At 54.6% G+C, this 16,354-nt stretch carries 16 protein-coding genes and 1 pseudogene; all 17 read right to left on the bottom strand.

Annotation, left to right across the window (positions count from 1 at the left end; all coding sequences use genetic code 11):
• Window positions 1-112: 112 nt before the first annotated feature.
• Window positions 113-312 (bottom strand): annotated as a pseudogene (locus DBY66_RS15505) (type II toxin-antitoxin system RelE/ParE family toxin); the annotation flags it as partial.
• A gap of 21 nt (window positions 313-333) precedes the next feature.
• The gene (locus DBY66_RS15500) at window positions 334-1,341 is read right to left on the bottom strand and encodes a substrate-binding domain-containing protein (RefSeq protein ID WP_065648032.1); all 1,008 of its coding nucleotides are present in this window, start codon (window positions 1,339-1,341) and stop codon (window positions 334-336) included.
• A 29-nt stretch (window positions 1,342-1,370) separates the two neighbouring features.
• A complete protein-coding gene (locus tag DBY66_RS15495) occupies window positions 1,371-2,780 on the bottom strand; it encodes a sucrose-6-phosphate hydrolase (protein ID WP_108570191.1) in 1,410 nt (469 codons plus the stop codon).
• Window positions 2,780-4,150 (bottom strand): sucrose-specific PTS transporter subunit IIBC, encoded by a 1,371-nt coding sequence (locus DBY66_RS15490; RefSeq protein ID WP_065648030.1) that lies wholly within the window; start codon window positions 4,148-4,150, stop codon window positions 2,780-2,782. Before DBY66_RS15490 ends, DBY66_RS15495 begins: the two co-directional genes overlap by 1 nt.
• A gap of 61 nt (window positions 4,151-4,211) precedes the next feature.
• Window positions 4,212-5,732: a carbohydrate porin gene (locus DBY66_RS15485; protein ID WP_108570192.1), complete on the bottom strand. Its 1,521-nt coding sequence runs from the start codon at window positions 5,730-5,732 to the stop codon at window positions 4,212-4,214.
• 248 nt (window positions 5,733-5,980) lie between these two features.
• Entirely contained in the window at window positions 5,981-7,189 is a 1,209-nt protein-coding gene (locus DBY66_RS15480) for an aldose 1-epimerase family protein (RefSeq protein ID WP_108570193.1), read from the bottom strand.
• Between the two features lie 332 nt (window positions 7,190-7,521).
• Window positions 7,522-7,776: a Txe/YoeB family addiction module toxin gene (locus DBY66_RS15475; protein WP_108570194.1), complete on the bottom strand. Its 255-nt coding sequence runs from the start codon at window positions 7,774-7,776 to the stop codon at window positions 7,522-7,524.
• On the bottom strand, window positions 7,773-8,024 hold the full coding sequence (gene yefM, locus DBY66_RS15470; RefSeq protein WP_108570195.1) for a YoeB-YefM toxin-antitoxin system antitoxin YefM: 252 nt from the start codon (window positions 8,022-8,024) through the stop codon (window positions 7,773-7,775). The genes DBY66_RS15475 and yefM overlap by 4 nt, the downstream gene beginning before the upstream one ends.
• Before the next feature lie 181 nt (window positions 8,025-8,205).
• Complete coding sequence (locus DBY66_RS15465) at window positions 8,206-9,132, bottom strand: aminoimidazole riboside kinase (RefSeq protein ID WP_104085946.1); 927 nt, start codon at window positions 9,130-9,132, stop codon at window positions 8,206-8,208.
• A gap of 216 nt (window positions 9,133-9,348) precedes the next feature.
• Entirely contained in the window at window positions 9,349-10,095 is a 747-nt protein-coding gene (locus DBY66_RS15460; RefSeq protein ID WP_108570196.1) for a MerR family transcriptional regulator, read from the bottom strand.
• A gap of 168 nt (window positions 10,096-10,263) precedes the next feature.
• Window positions 10,264-11,496, bottom strand: a complete 1,233-nt coding sequence (locus tag DBY66_RS15455; protein WP_065648023.1) for a VWA domain-containing protein — start codon at window positions 11,494-11,496, stop codon at window positions 10,264-10,266.
• Window positions 11,497-11,571: 75 nt separating this feature from the next.
• Window positions 11,572-12,147: a TerD family protein gene (locus DBY66_RS15450; RefSeq protein ID WP_040113372.1), complete on the bottom strand. Its 576-nt coding sequence runs from the start codon at window positions 12,145-12,147 to the stop codon at window positions 11,572-11,574.
• Window positions 12,148-12,216: 69 nt separating this feature from the next.
• The gene (locus DBY66_RS15445) at window positions 12,217-12,795 is read right to left on the bottom strand and encodes a TerD family protein (RefSeq protein ID WP_040113371.1); all 579 of its coding nucleotides are present in this window, start codon (window positions 12,793-12,795) and stop codon (window positions 12,217-12,219) included.
• A gap of 68 nt (window positions 12,796-12,863) precedes the next feature.
• Window positions 12,864-13,898 carry a TerC/Alx family metal homeostasis membrane protein gene (locus DBY66_RS15440; RefSeq protein ID WP_065648022.1) on the bottom strand — a complete coding sequence of 345 codons (1,035 nt, stop codon included), beginning with the start codon at window positions 13,896-13,898 and terminating at the stop codon, window positions 12,864-12,866.
• Between the two features lie 28 nt (window positions 13,899-13,926).
• Window positions 13,927-14,382, bottom strand: coding sequence for a tellurite resistance TerB family protein (locus DBY66_RS15435; protein WP_065648021.1), 456 nt, complete (start codon window positions 14,380-14,382; stop codon window positions 13,927-13,929).
• Window positions 14,383-14,394: 12 nt separating this feature from the next.
• Entirely contained in the window at window positions 14,395-15,555 is a 1,161-nt protein-coding gene (locus DBY66_RS15430; RefSeq protein ID WP_108570197.1) for a TerD family protein, read from the bottom strand.
• Window positions 15,555-16,133 carry a TerD family protein gene (locus DBY66_RS15425; protein ID WP_094111573.1) on the bottom strand — a complete coding sequence of 193 codons (579 nt, stop codon included), beginning with the start codon at window positions 16,131-16,133 and terminating at the stop codon, window positions 15,555-15,557. Before DBY66_RS15425 ends, DBY66_RS15430 begins: the two co-directional genes overlap by 1 nt.
• Window positions 16,134-16,354 lie beyond the last annotated feature (221 nt).

Raw genomic sequence — 16,354 nt, 5'->3', positions numbered from 1 at the left:
CCTGCTCTGATTGGTTAATAAAACCGTATCAGGAGCCCGCTTAAAGAGAGCAGATATAGCTTATTTCGCCCGGTGCAGGGTGGAATGCGTAATTACCATTGCTAATCTAATGCTATCGAATTCTCTCACTGGCAGGATGATACACATCGCTGCGTTCGCGCTTTCCGACTGCGATGATCAGCTGATCGTCGATCACCTGATAAACCAGCCGGAACCCCGACGTTTGCAGTTTGATTTTATCCCGCGCAGTCTGGCAGATGCGCTATGGGGGTTATCGCAACACTTCTTCAGCTTTTTCGCAAACTGTTGCCTCTGCTCCGATCACAAGCGCCGCTATGCGTGACGCAGCCGGAGTGTGGCCGGCAGCACTCTGCGGTTACTGGCAGGCTCATCGCCAGCAATCAGCGCGCTCAGCAACGCAAAGCACTCCTGCGCCAGTCGCGGTACATCCTGTTCGACGGTATCAATCGCTACTGACAGTGAATCATAGAGATAGTGGTCATCAAAACTGGCGATGCGGATGTTGCTGTTGAGCAGATGATGCTGGCTCATGTAACGCAGCACCCCTTCCATCAAGCCGCAGGCGGCGGTGAAGATCGCCTGTGGCGGACGACCGAGTCGGGCGCAGAGCGCGGCAAACATCTCATAACCGCTGCTGGGGTGATAGTTACCATGAATAATCCACTCCGGTCGGGGCGTGACGCCCGCCAGCTCCAGCCCCTGCAGAAAGCCGGCAAGGCGATCGCGCGTCGGAGAGAGGCGCGCCTGACCGCCAAGGAAATAGATCTCTTCCGGATTAGCGCGCGCCAGTTGCGCCACTAATTCGGCAGTAGGCGTAACCGCATCCGTGATCACCAGCGGCAGCTGCGTATCATTCATATAGCGGTCAAACAGTACGACCGGCAGCTGTTCGCTGAGTTTTACATAGTCGCTGTCGCCGGACATGCTGGAGGCGACAATCAGCCCGTCCACCTGGCGGGCGACCAGGTTATCCACGACAACCCGCTCCTGGCCGGCATTTTCATCCGTACAGGAGATCAGCAGCTGTAGTCCCGCTTCGCGGCAAAGGTTTTCCAGTGCGTCTGAGAATACGGCAAAACCGTGATTGGTGATCTCCGGCACCACCAGACCCAGCGTATGGCTGCGATTATCGCGCAGCAGACGCGCATGAATACTGGCCTGATAATGATGCTCACGGGCCAGGGAGAGCACGCGCTCGCGCGTCTCTTTGGCGACGCGCAGCTCTTTACCCCGGCCGTTCAGCACCAGGCTGGCGGTCGCTTTCGAGACGCCAGCCAGCGCGGCGATATCGGTAATGGTTACGCGTTTGGTTTTTCTCACGTCATGGCATCAGTCAGGTAAACAATAACTTATTGTACCACGCAGCGTCGCAGCGGCCAGTAGCGCGCGGTAACTTCTGTGTCCCCGATCAGCCTGAGTTGCGCCTCCGCTGCCGGAAAATAGCGGCTGCTCATCACGCCCTCGCCTTCGTTGATAAAAATCTCTACGCTGGAGTGGTCGCATAAAATCTGCAGCTGCGTCACTGCTCCCCGCCAGTAGCGATAGTGCCACTCCCCGTTCGACAGGCTGCGACGCGCAAGACGCAGTCCGCTGCTATGCCACTCCAGCAGCAGCGTGTTGGCAAAATCAAGCGTGATACCGCCCGTACCGGTCAGCTCCAGCTCAAGCCGTCGCGCGGCAATAAAGGGGGCATCTGCAGCCAGACCCTGAAAAGCGTGCTCCTCACCGCGCAGCGCCTGCAGCTCAGCTACCGGCCGCTGGTAGAGTTTGCCGTCACGCGTTCCCAGCTCGCGGATACAGGTCATCTGGTGGATCCAGCCGCGGGCGATAGTAGGCTGATATCTCTCTTCACCGTCCGGCACCCCCATCCATGCTACCAGCAGGCGACGGCCATCGGCGGTCAGTGTGGTCTGCGGTGCGTAGAACTCAAAGCCGGCATCCAGCTCATGAAAGTCGCCGTGCGTAAAGCGGGCGGTGTCATAGTCCAGATCGCCTGCCAGCCATGCACTGGGATGCGCATTGAGAAAACGCTGTTCTTCAGGCGTGATCCCCTGCGGACAGCAGATAAGAAACGTACTGTCGCCCAGCGTGAAGAGATCGGGGCACTCCCACATATATCCTGCCGCACCCAGCCCGTTAAGGCCGCTGCCGGCAATCTCCCCGAGCCTGTGCCACGTGTGCATATCGTCAGAGCGCAGCAGCAGAACTTTGCCCTGCAGCGCATTGTCCTGTGCCCCCAGCACCATGTACCAGCTCTCACCATGCCGCCACACTTTTGGATCGCGGACGTGTCCGGTATACCCTTCAGGCAGCGCAATAACGGGTCCCAGCTTATCGAAACCTCCAGCTTCATTCTGTACCGCCAGGCACTGCCACGCGGTACGGCTGCCATCGTCAAACTTCACATTACCGGTGTAAACCAGCGTGAGCGCACCGTGATTGTCCACGGCGCTGCCGGAGTAGCAGCCGCTGCGGTCATACTCTTCATCCGGCATCAGCGCGATCGGCTCATGCTGCCACTGCAGCAGGTCCGCTGAACTCCAGTGCCCCCAGCATTTATGCTGATGCTGGCAGCTCAGCGGGTTCCATTGGTAGAAGAGGTGATAGCGTCCGTTAATGTGGATAAAGCCGTTAGGGTCGTTCAGCAAACCCGTTACAGGCGCAAGATGCCAGCCGGGATAGTGCGCATCGTTTAGCGCGCGCGGCTGACCGCGCATGACCGCCTGCAGGATAGCGGGGAACAGGTTTAATGAGGCCATTATTCTGCGTCCGTTTTGTATTTAAGCAGGTAAGAGATAACAAAGGCTGCGCTGAAAGCGATCACCATACCAATGGCGTAATTGAGCAGCGAGCTGGCCTGCACAATCGCCATGCCCGGAATACCGGTCAGGCCTACAGCCGTCATATAAACATGCACCGAGACAACCCATGCACCTCCCAGCGCACCGCCAATCAGCCCCGCTACGAAAGGTTTCATAAAGCGCAGGTTGATACCAAAAATGGCTGCTTCGGTAATCCCCAGCAGCGCCGAGAAGCCGGAGGGAAGCGCGATAGCTTTAATCTTAATATCTTTTGATTTTAACCATACCGCCAGGCACGCCCCGCCCTGTGCGACGTTAGCCATCGCCCAGATCGGCAGCAGGAAATTCACGCCGATAGACGGGTTGCCCAGCAGCCCCGCTTCAATAGCGTGAAAGCTGTGGTGTACGCCGGTGATCACAATGACAGAGTAGAGACCGCCAAACAGTAATCCCGCCAGCCAGCCGGCGTGGGCGATCAGCGTGCTCAGGACAAAGGAGATCCCGTCACCCAGCGCGCGCCCGGCCGGACCGATAATCAGCAGCGCTACAAAACCGGAGATAATCACCGTCAGGAATGGCGTCAGGATCAGATCCAGCGCGTCGGGGATCACCCGGCGTAGCTGTTTCTCCAGTACGCTCATGAACCATACCGCCAGCAGTACCGGGAACACCGTGCCCTGATAGCCAATCATCGCGACTTCGATACCAAAGAAGTTCATGGTATGGAAACCAGCCGCCACGCCCCAGGCGTTGGTCAGCGCCGGATGCGTCAGGATCCCGCCCAGCGTCGCCCCGAGAAACGGATTGCCGCCAAACTCACGTGCGGCAGTGAATCCGATCAGGATTGGCAGAATGATGAATGCCGCTGAGCTGCACATATCCAGCATGATATAGAGTGCATTTTCCGGATTAACCCAGCCGTAGGTTTTCACCATGCCGAGCAGCCCCATCAGCAGACCTGAGGCGACAATGGCCGGAATAATCGGAACAAAAATATTCGACAGCAGACGCGCAATACGCTGAAAAGGATTGAGTTTACGTGCAGCGATATCTGCTGCTTCTGACTTACTGGTTTCGCTGATGCCGGCTTCGCGGATAAAGGCAGCATACACCTTATTCACCACGCCGGTGCCAAAAATGACCTGCAGCTGTCCGGCATTGCGGAAGCACCCTTTTACGCCATCGAGTTTACCGATCGCGGCGGTATCTGCTTTGGCATCATCCACCAGTACCAGACGCAGACGGGTAGCGCAGTGCGCCGCGCTGGCAATATTTTCCCGGCCTCCCAGCAGCGGCAGCAGCGCGCGGGAGATCTGTACAACATCCATAGTAACCTCTGTTTTTCGTTGTTATGCCTGCCAGAATGTGGCCCCCGCAGGGGCCGGAGAATCAGAACCAGGTTTCCATCTGCACGCCAAAGTTCCACTCGCCGCCAGCTTTAAAGCCGCTGCTGCCAAAGGCGTCATCGCCCGCATAGTTATCCAGACGGTGATCCCAGTCCATCCAGCTGGCAAACAGACGGATTTCAGGGCGCTTGAGGAAGTCGCCGACGTCGCTGGCTTTCAGCGTCGGCGCTACGGTGAGCTTGTAAAAATTGCCACTCACGGCATTGCGGCTGTTGTAGCCTTCAGGCCGCAGATCCATGTACTGATATGAGCCTTCATACTGCATCTCAAAGTTCTGCGTGAATTCCTGAATCAGGCGCAGGTTCGCGGTCGCCCATTCATAGCTGTCGCCTTTGACGTAGCGATCTTTGCTGCTCTGTGCCAGCAGTGCTGGCGCAATATGCCAGCCGCCGCCCAGCGGCGTAATGCCGTAGCTTGCGAGGCGCCAGGTATCGGCTTCCGGCAGCAGCGCACCGTCAGATCCCAGCGTTTTCACTTCCGCGCCCAGACCGTGGCCGTAGAGCAGGGCCGTTTTAGCCGAGCCTTCGCGCAGGCCGTAGAAAGTATCGTTATGGATGCCCGCTAATACGTGCACGCCGGTGTTAGCCGCGTCGCTTTTCACGCGATTTCCTTCGATATCGGTGCGCTGGTCATTATCTTTAGCGCGCATGCCGCTGAGCATCAGCTGCAGCGGTCCGGTGAAGTTATTCAGTGAAAGAATGTAGTTCTGCGCGGTGTTTTCATTATTTTCGATATCACCAAAGGTACGTCCGTAAAGTGACAGGTTACTGCGTGTGGTTTCGCCCCACTTCATGTCGTAGATCCCGGCACCGGTACCCGCAAGAAACACGACGTCGGAGTCGATCCAGTGAATATCAAAGTTATCGCGATCGAAGCGTTTACCCGCCCAGACGGTAGAGTCTTTGAAAGCGCCGGAGAAAGTGGGCAGCTGCCCCAGCTCAACAAATGCCTGACGCAGGTTGAGATCGCTGCTGGCCGCTGTCCAGTCATTGTAAGTACGCTGCCCGTCCGCCAGCATCGCTTTAAAGCGGGTGGTGGCCCCGTTTGCCAGCGTCTGTTTGTGCTCCAGATTCAGTTCAACATAGGTGTCAGGCTCGTTGCCCAGCCGGCCCACATGTCCTCCGGTCTCGCCAGCCGGCGTAACGGTCGGACCACCCTGCGTTTTGGCCGCTGAACTGTTCATCAGCAGGCCGGAGCGGGCATAACCATGAAACTCAAATCCGCTATCCTCGCTGCCTGTCGTCGCGGGTGCGGCTTTTGCCGTACGCTGTTCAACCCGGGCAATCGCCGTCTGATTTTTCTGCTGGGCGGTGGCCAGCATTTGTGCCTGTTTTTCTGCTGCTTTTGCGCGGGTTTCTGCAAGGTCAGCACGCTGTTCTGCCGCCGCGAGACGTTTTTCCATTGCTGCAAGACGCGCTTCAATACTGCTCATATCGGTGGCGGACCACGCTGTTCCTGAACTTAATAAGGCGCTGAGGGTAAGGGCGAGGATGCTTTTTTTCATGGTATGGCGTCCCTGAGAGGTAGCTATTATCAGATATTGTTTTTTGCTAAACCGGTTTAGTAGCTGAATCCTGATGAACTTTGTTACTGTGCGCAACTGATTTTGCTAAACCGTTTTAAGTGATGTGAAGTACATCGCAAAATAGCGCAGGAAAACGCAAAGGGACGTCTCAGGTGGGTAATACATGGGGGAGAGAGAAGCAGGAGAAAGAGGGAAAAAAGAGCAGAGCCAGGCTCTGCTCCATGCGGTTACTCTTTAGCAATCGGCGTCTGATCGACAGTGACTTTTTCATCGCCCTGAATCTGCCCGATACGCTGTTCCGTTTTGCTGACGGCGTCAGCATCTTTCAGCAGCGTGTAAGTCAGCTCAAACGTGGTGCTCTGGCCCGGCTGTAGCTGCTTAACCCTGCCCTGCTCTTTTTCAATGGTGACCGGATAGGCATAGCTGGTACCGGGTTCAATACCGGTAACGTAGCCCTGTTTAAGCGTGTCGGTGTTTTTCCACATGGTCAGCACCGGCAGCTGGCGGGTATCAAACTCGATTGATGCCCCTTTATCGCCTTTGCTGTTAACCACTGCCGCCAGCGTTTTTCCGTTGCTGTCCGCTTTCGGCACCAGGTTAAATACCATCTCATCAAAATCTCTGGCGGGCGCATCATAGACGTTCCAGCTATTCAGCCCTTTCTGCGCGTAGTCGTTAAAAGGCGAGACAGATTTCAGCGGTGCGATAAAGCGGGCATCTTTCTCCAGAATCGGCGTGCCGAAATTGCTGTGATAGATGATCTGATAATCCTGCGGATAATCGCCGTGGTTGGTTAACACATCATGCAGTGTGAAGGCATCTGTACCCGGCACGTAACGCAGCTCTGTCCAGGTGGCGAGGTTCGATTTTTTGAACGTATGCTCTTTCAGCAGGCCGCGAATGCGGATTTCATGCGGGGCTTTATCATCCACGGTGACTTCAACCTGCGAAGCGGGTGTGTTGCCCGCTTTACCGTGCAGCGTATAGATGCGGCCATCTTTAGTGACCGGATGCCCGGTCCACTCATAGCCGCAGCGCACCATCATTTCATTAAAGCCATCAAGCCAGCCGAGACCGTTGCGGCTCTCCAGATTGATATAGGCCGGGTTGACCACTTCATCTACCGGCGAATCCCAGCCCAGACGCACGCCGTGTCCCCTGACGTACAGTAAATCCATTCCGCGCGTCGGGCTGAGCGCGATGGTCAGGCCCTCCGGACTGGTAATCGTAATGACTTTCGAACCTTCCTGTTTGCCGCCATGCAGCACTTTTTGTTCGATGCTGAACGGCTGGCCGCCCAGCTTCAGCGTTTTGCTGTCGATGTGCCAGTTTCCCTTCTCTGTACCTGCTTCAGCATCCGTCAGCACCCATGTCTGTGCTGCTGCCTGAACGCTGATCCCCGCCATGACCACACCGGCCAATAATGCTAATTTCATAATGATGCATCCTTTGCTGAATTGATTTAGCTAATGTCAGCTAAGCGTACAAACATGAAAAAAATGAAACCGTGAGGTGCTTCACTTCGGTCGGTTATGCCGTCAGCAATCTTAATAAAGTTGGCTTAGATCACGTTTTATAATGCTCAAACGGCGTTTTTGGCAGTTCAGAGAGCAAAGTTGAGCCGGAAAATCCGGCATTGGCTTTAATCGTTTCAGCTTTAAGGTGGGCTAAAGGAACGTGCGCTGGCTGACTCTCAGCAACGGGAGCAGCCCTGTCACGGAATAGTGTCGTTTACGGAAGGAAGTTTCGATGTAACGAACAGGCAGGTTTAGTAGTGATAGCGGCAGGATGCTATCAGCAGGGCATCATCGCTAACGGCATAGACAAGCCGATGTTCAGTTGTGATCCTCCGGGACCAGAACCCTGCAAGATTATGCTTTAGGGGTTCGGGCTTTCCCTTCCCCTCAAAAGGCGTCCTGCTGGCATCCTTGATGAGTTCATTTATTTTTTTTACCGTTTTTTTATCCGTATCCTGCCAGTAAAGATAATCTTCCCATGCTTCAGCAGACCATGTCAGTTTCACTCAATGACTTCCCTCTCCATACCGTTACCACTTTTAAGGCTTTCAATTGAGTCCATAAGTCTGCGTGCATTTTTCGGAGACCGAAGCAGGTATGCAGTCTCTTCAAGTGAATTGTACTCCTCAAGTGACATCAATACGCATGATTCACCATTCTGACGGGTAATAAGCACCGGGGCTCTGTCCTCAACCGTTTGCAGCATCGTTGCAGACAGATTCTGTCTTGCTTCACTGTAGCTTATTGCTTTCATATGAACCTCCAATCATTGTACTTATTATTGTACAGGGATTTTTATAAGGAAGAAAGTCAGTGAACAAAGCATTCAACGCTGCCCCCCGGTTTGCCCTGACATCAGCCCTGTAACCCATTCCTCACTGCAATCTTCAATTCCTTCTCCCGGCACGGTGCTAATGGCCTTCAAGCCCCCTTAATCAGGCAAGCTGCTGCTGCAGCTGATCAAGATAAGGCAGCGCGGTCATTGCGCCTTTCGCCGTGGTTGCCAGCCCGCCGCAGATCTGCGCGCGCTCCAGACACTCTCTGAGCTGCACGTCATCCTGCGGCAAACCCTGTCCGGCTAAATGCCACAGCAGCCCGGCAACAAAAGCGTCTCCGGCGCCGGTCGTATCTACACTGACAACCGGGCGCGTCGGATAGTGCTGCAGCGTGCCACGGGACCATGCCTGCACGCCCTGGCGCCCCTGGGTAACCAGAATAAGCCTGATAGCATATTGCTCAGCCAGCTGCTGCATACCTGCCGCGATATCGCTGGTGTTACAGATAAAGGTCAGCTCTTCTTCTGAAAGCTTTACTACGTCAGCAAGAGCCAGCGCACGGGCAAGCGCGTCGCGCAGCTCCGCTTCATCTGCCCATAAATCGTGCCGGATGTTGGGGTCAAAACTCACAAAGCCGCCCGCTTCATGCAGTTGCTGCATCGCCGTCAGCGTGGTGTTTCGTGAGGGATCTCTGAGCAGTGCAATCGAACAGCAGTGCAGCCATTCGCCCGCCCGGAAAGCTGGCAGCTCGTGCGTTTCGATAAACAGATCTGCTGAAGGACGCACCATAAAAGTAAAGTTGCGCTCACCGTCTGCGTCCAGCGCCACCACGACAACCGAGGTGCGCTGCGTGTTATCTGGCTGCATAAACTCGGTGTTTACCTGCTCGGCATTAAGCGTATCAATCAGGAACGTGCCAAAGGGATCGCCGCCTACTTTACCAATAAAGCCGCTGTTGCCCTGAAGCCTGGCGATACCCACCGCCACATTGGCGGGCGCACCGCCGGGACACTGAATCAATCTGTTATCACACTCCGGCAGCAGATCCACAACTGCATCGCCCAGACACCATACCCGTTTGACCATTTCACTTCTCCTGATCGCAAGCTAAATCGGTTTAGCAATAACATATTATTATGCACAAACGGAGAGGGTTAGAAAGGTTCAGGCCACTATTTTGCGAAAGTGTGCGGGTGATACCAGATTTTATGGGTGCAGAAGTTGATGGGCAGAGTGTTCAGAGGGTGGCTGAAAGCTAGCCGACAGGTACAACCCGGCAGCCAGCCGGGTTGTAAAACTTTATCAGGCTGCAGTCAGCAATGTGCGATCGGGGCCGCTTAGCATCACCGGTTTATCGTTGCGCAGTTTTTCACGATAGTTCCACTGCATCAGCTGCGAGATCCCTGCTCCACACCACATCATATGGTGATCGTGCCGATAAATTGAGGTGGCCGGCAACCCGGTCACATTCTCGGAAATCTCGACCCGGCAGCCCTGCCCGGTCAGGCGAATAGCTTCCAGCCAGATTTCGGTTGCGTCTGTCACGCTGATAGCTTCCAGAAAAACAGGGACAGTTTTACGACGCTCCGATGCACGCATGATACAGCGTGCGTGAAAAACCACGGCATCATGAAAGCGTGATTGCTTTATAACCGAATCTGCGCTGTTATCACTGCGCAACAGCAGGTTCAGCGGCTTCAGATAAGCGTTAACAAAATCATCACCGCTGTAGTCGCTGCCCATCTGTCGCATGCGCGCCTGCAAGGTACTATCCGGGCTGTCGCGCAGCTGGTCCGTCATCTCTTCCTGCCGGCATTGCCAGCGATTTTGCGGCAGCGGTGACCTGCCCTGCAGAAAGGCGTAAACTTCAGGCAGCGTGCTGCCGGTAGCCGTCAGGTCCAGCACGCTATAGATACGCGTTAGCTGTCCGCTGGTGTATTCACCATTATGCTGTGGCCGGGTAATCAGGCCTGCGCGCTTCCAGTTGCGTAAGGTGGCGGGTAAAAGGCCGGTGAGGTCGCAGATGGCCTCGACAGAATATAAACTCATTACAGGTCCCCCGATATCGGGTGTGGGTCAGCAGCTCAGAACGCTGCCGACGAACCCCTATTGTGCGCTTAGTTATCCGCAATTGATACCGTATTGACATTGATTTGCATAAAACTTGCAGCGTTCTGACTGTAAACCGCAGCGGCAGGAAAAACGCTCTGCCGTACCTTATCGCAGAATACGTTTTTGCTTTGCTGCATCCAGCCAGTCACGAAACTCCACCAGCAGCCAGTCGTAAAGCTGCTCATCGCTGATATTTCCGACATCATCAACCGGAAAAAAATGTGTATTGTCGATCAGGCGATCGGTAAAGGTATCCAGACGCTCCAGCACGCCATAATTATTGCCACCCAGGCCTAAGAATTTATAAAAAACTGGCAGTGTGGCGGACTCTCTGAGTTTCTCTTTGATAAGGCGTGTTTTATTGATGCCGCCATCGGTAATAAAGACCACATACACCGGTAGTGTGGCGTCGCGATAGGTATTGTTAATCGCTTCCAGTACCGGTGGCTCATTGTTCGTGCCGCCCAGACCCGGCAGGATTTCCCACATCGTCCGCCTGCCGTCGTTGCGAATACGATCGATGTAACCCTCAAGGTTATCCAGTGACACATCCTCGTACTGACGAAATTTTTCGCCAAACGCCCAGACCGGCATGCTGCCGTCATCATCAAACTGCACGGCCAGCGCCGCTACCCGCTCCAGCACCTTCTGCACATTACCGCGCTTAAACTGTGCCGTCATGGAGCCTGACGCATCCAGCACAAAGGCGACCTGCGCTTTAACTTCTGAGAGCCGGTGTTTCTCCAGACTGACGCGGATTGGTTTTGCCAGGCTGACCAGTTGCGGCAGTTTTTCAAGCTTCTTCTCCAGGCTAACCGCGGGTACTGATGCGATCACAGGTTCTGCTACATCCACGCCAAAATGCAGCGCCAGCGGATGAAGGCCTCCATCAAATCCCTGCCCGACCGCTCGCAGTTTCCACTGTTCGTTATGACGATAGAGATGGCAGACAATCAGGGCTTTCTCGCGTCGATCGCCGGGTGCGATATCGTAGCGATGTTCACCACACTGCAGAGTAAGCTGCTGTAAACCCCCTACTGTATCGCTGCCATCGATAACCAGCGTAACAGCAATACGCATGACGGCAGCGGGTAGCGCGTGAAGCTGAATCTGAAAACGCGCCTCTCCGGCATGGCTGTGCATGACAATACTGCGGTTTTCGTTATGCGGCTGGTTGAAAAAAATCATCGACGAATCACCGAGGACTTTTTCATTTGCGCCGAGCAAAAACGCTGAAGCATCAATGTCGCTGCTGAATCCAGGCCTGGTTTTCCAGGTCAGGCAGAGTTCAGGACACGTGCTATTAAGAGCAATATTCTGTCCGGTGGTCAGTTCCATATTTCACTCCCTGTGGGTGGTTAACAGACAAAAAAAAGCCCCTTCACGGGGAAGAGGCTCTTTTGCAGCAGTCCGTTACACGGATACGCCGTGCTGAGCTGCCAGCGCTTTCAGGCCGCCGGCAAAGCCCTGGCCCACCGCTTTAAATTTCCACTCACCGTTGTGACGATAGAGCTCGCCGAAGACCATGGCCGTTTCGGTGCTGGCATCTTCTGACAGATCGTAACGGGCGATTTCGCTGTTGTTGTCTTCGTTAACAATACGGATGTAGGCATTAGAGACCATACCGAAGTTCTGCTTACGCGCTTCCGCATCGTAGATGGTTACCGCAAAAACGGCTTTCTGCACGTCGGCGGGCACGGTAGCCAGCGAAATTTTTACCTGCTCATCGTCACCCTCGCCTTCACCGGTGCGGTTGTCGCCCTGATGCGCGACAGAGCCGTCCGGGCTGGTGGCGTTGTTGAAGAACACGAAGTGCTGATCGGATAACACTTTGCCGTCTGCGCCGACCAGAAAGACCGATGCATCCAGGTCAAACGCCTGACCATCGGTGACGCGTGAGTCCCAGCCCAGACCAGCAATCGCTTTGGTCATGGTTGGGGCTTCTTTGGACAGGTTTACGTTACCGCCTTTTGTCAGATTAACTGCCATGGTGAAATCCTCTTTGCTTGTGGCTGATGCCCGGCCAGACCGGGCAGATAATGGGTATGTGACTGCGGATCAGGACGCGTTGATACCATACTGCGCGCAGACTGAGGCCAGGCCGCCTGCATAGCCCTGACCAACGGCGCGGAATTTCCACTCGCCCGCGTGGCGATAGAGCTCGCCAAACAGCATTGCGGTTTCCGTGCTGGCATCTTCAGACAGATCGTAACGCGCGGCTTCCACGTTGCTGTCGTTGTTGACCAGACGGATAAAGGCGTTTGCCACCTGCCCGAATGACTGGCGGCGGGTTGCGGCATCATGAATGGTGACCACAAAAACAATTTTGGTCACGTCCTGCGGTACGCGGTCCAGTTCAACGATCAGCGATTCGTCATCCCCGTCACCTTCACCGGTACGGTTGTCACCGGTATGGGTCACGGAACCATCAGCCGATTTCAGATTGTTGTAAAAAATGAAGTCGTGATCGCCACGCACTTTGCCTGCATCGGTGAGCAGAAAAGCGGAGGCGTCAAGGTCAAAATCCTGACCGTCAGTGGAGCGGGTATCCCAGCCCAGACCAATTTTCACATTTTTCAGTGAAGGGTCGACTTTTGCCAGGGAGACGTTGCCGCCTTTAGAGAGAGTCACTGCCATGTTATTTTCCTCACGTCGTGCATACGCTGTATGCGGTATTCAATAGCGCGGCCGGGCCGCGCCCTGACTTACTCTGCCTGCTCTTCTTTTTTACCCGGGAACAGCAGGCTCGCGATAATCCCCAGTGCCAGCACGCCCAATACAACATAGAGGCTGGTGGTTGCGCCGATAGCGTAACCGTGATGGAAGAAGTGCTCGGTCGCGTTCAGGCCCAGCTTGAAGGCGATAAAGAACAGCAGCACGATCACCGCTTTTTCCAGATGCACCAGATACTGCTTCAGTCCTTCCAGCACGAAATAGAGTGTACGCAGACCAAGGATAGCGAACATCATGGCGCTGTACACAATCAGCGGCTCGCGGCTGACGGCGATCACGGCCGGCACCGAGTCGAACGCAAACATCACATCTGAAAGTTCAACCACAGCTAAACAGAGCAGCATCGGCGTAGCGTAGCGGGCCGCTTTGCTTACGCGACCTACCTGCACATCCGCGTTCTCCGGCTTAGCGAGTTCAGCATCGACCTCTTTCTGGCTCAGCACAAAGGCGCTGCCTTTGAGTTTTGGCCAGATCGGATAGAAACGTTTCACCATGCGGTAAGCGAAATGCTGAGAGTAATCTTCGATCTCATCATCGTCGTCGCCGCTTTTCAGCATCATCACCGCGGTCCAGCCTACGATAACGGCAAATACCACTTCCACCCACGGACCGAGCGCCAGCAGGCCGGTACCGATGGCAACAAAAACGCCGCGGAACACGATGGCACCGATAATGCCCCAGTAGAGTACGCGGTGACGGTAGTTATTAGGAATGGCAAACCAGGAGAAGATCGCCATCATGACAAACAGGTTGTCTACCGACAGGACTTTTTCCAGCGCATAGCCGGTCACAAACAGGCTGGCCACTTCCGCGCCGTGATGGACATACAGGAAGCCTGCAAAGGCCAGCGCCATCAGGATCCAGAATACTGACCAGCCCGCCGCGCTTTTCAGCGAAATAGGTTTGTCATGCCGGTGCATGAACAGGTCGATAAAAATAGCTCCGACAGAGAGCAGTAAAAACACCGCTACCGTTTCAATCGGAAACCCGATATGGGTCGATTCCATCTATTAGCTCCAGAAAAGTCAGTAACGGTTACAGGCCAAATTCAGCGGGCTGAAAGCCCAGCGCCTGAATAATTTCGCGGGCGTTAGCCTGCTCAGTGGCGTCAAAGTCACCGTCGCTTTTGGCCACGGCAATACCCACCCGGACCGCAAGCTGCGCCTGTTCCGGTTTATTTTTTAAGGCGAGGATATATTTCATTGTCTCACCCTTGCCCACTTCCATATCGAAAGAGAATGAGGTCACCAGCTTTTCAAAAAACTGGATCACCTCATTGGTATCAAAAATACTCAGCTCCGGAGAGGCGCGCAGAAATCCCATCATTTTCTGCTTCTCTTCGCTGCTGACGCCGTCGCTGGCAACAGCAATACGGGCACAGACGGCCACGGTGCCTTCGAGAAAGGCGCGGTTTTTGTAGCGGCTTACCTGTTTTGTCAGCTCGTCGCGGCCGGCGTTAAATTTGTCTTTAAGAGAGTTAAAAAAGCTCATAATTACTCCTGATTACTTGGAACCGGCGCGCCAGTTAAAGCCCCAGCCAAACGCCTGATCGAGTTCCTGATGGCCGCTGAAATAGCGGTTGATACGCTCTACGCGGATTGCGCCGTTGTCGTTAATCAGACGGGCAATCGCACACATGTTTTGCCGGTTGTTGCCTTCAGTAAGCGCGGTTTCCACCGGCGGCTGTCCCGGAACCTGAATGGTCACCATGCCGTCAGTGTTTTCCCAGCTCGGCACACCTTCATAGATAAAGGTAAAGATCAGGACTTCTTTGATCTGCTTCCATTCGCTGCCGTTGATATGGATCCACTCACCGTCGCTGACGGCGCCGGTACGGTCATCGCCCTTCAGCTCAACGAAGGGTTCGCTGCGGAAGCTGCCAAATTTGTTGCCCAGCGCCTGTACGATAGTGCGATAGCCATCTTTCAGCTCCACAAACGCAGCCAGATCAAGGTCAACACCTTTGTTATTGTTAAAGATGCCCTTCAGGAAACCGCCGCCGCTGTTGCCGGCAGCGCGCTGGTTCCAGTTCAGGTTGACGCGGATCTGACCATAGTCATCCTTTTTCGTCAGGCTGATGGAGGGCTTCTCTTTTGTCAGACTGACTTTGCTCAGATTTACGACGGGCTGTGGTGCTGGTGCCGGAGCCGGTGCGGGCGCAGCGCTGCTCTCATCCACTTCTATACCAAAGTGTTCAGCCAGCGGCTGCAGGCCGCCGTTAAAGCCCTGAGAGACAAAGCGGAACTTCCATTCGCCGTTACGACGATAAAGCTCGCCCAGGATCAGCGCAGCCTCACTGCGTCCGGTGGTATCAACATCACACTGCACCAGCACGCTTCCGCCGGCTTCGACCTGAATGGCGAGACGCGCCAGTGACGCAACGGTTTTGCCGGCATCACAGGTGGCGGTAAAGGCTATTTTCTGCACATCGATTTTCAGCGTTGCCAGATTAACGGTAAACATGGTTTCGTTGCCGGACGCGGAAAGACGCACTGTACTGTCATCATTTTCGCGCTGACCATAAAACACCATGTCCGAATCGCCGCGCACTTTGCCGTTGTCATAGAGACGAAACGCTGAGATATCGACCGGTACGCCAGAGGAGACACGCACCACCAGCGATTGATTAGGTACGGGGGCATTGCCCCCTGGCGTCAGGTTCATCAGTAGAGTACCGCCTGAATATCGGGGATCATGTCCTGAATGGTGCGGGCACGCGAAGCGTTGCCGTGCGCAGTAAAGTTCCACTCGCCGCCGCTGCGGCGCAGTGAAGCTATTACGACCGCCGTATGCGAGCCCTGCTCGGTCAGGGTAAATTTCGCCAGCTCTTTGCCCTGCTGATCAACAACGCGACAGAAGGCATTCGCTACATCGTTGAAGGTTTGCCCGGTAAAGCTGTTTACCGTCAGCACCAGGCTTTCAATGCTGGCTGGCAGACGCGACAGATCGGCTTTGATCACCTCATCATCGCCGTCGCCTTCGCCAGTACGGTTATCGCCGCTGTGGACTATTGAACCATCATTTGAACGAAGCTGGCGGAACCAGACGGTGTCCACCACGCCACCGTGCGCGTCAAGCAGCACGCAGCTGGCATCAAGATCAATGCTATCGCCCCCGCCGAGAAGTTTGCCAAAGAGTCCTTTCTTTTTGGCAGGATCCCAGCCGAGTCCGAACTGAATTTGAGAAATCGCACTGCTGGATTTCGCCAGCGAAATTGTCTGATTCTTACTTAAAGATACCATCACTTCTCCTTAATGAGTGGTTAGCTGCTGCAGTAAAAACGCCGATCAATTTAACAGCTCAGCAATCATAACATGAGTTTTATCCTGCGCAAGAAAACAATCATCATATGATTACTTTCAGTTGTGAATGTAATGTTTTATAAAGAATTATCTATTTTTATTGGTAAGGCGGTAACTGTCATTAATCTGTAAATGAAGCGAGGTGCTTTATTAGTTTATTC

It is taken from the genome of Pantoea sp. RIT413 (assembly GCF_003057675.2).
Taxonomy (GTDB): domain Bacteria; phylum Pseudomonadota; class Gammaproteobacteria; order Enterobacterales; family Enterobacteriaceae; genus Pantoea; species Pantoea eucrina.
Note: the sequence above shows the minus strand (reverse complement) of the source record. Positions and strands in the feature narration are given on the sequence as shown.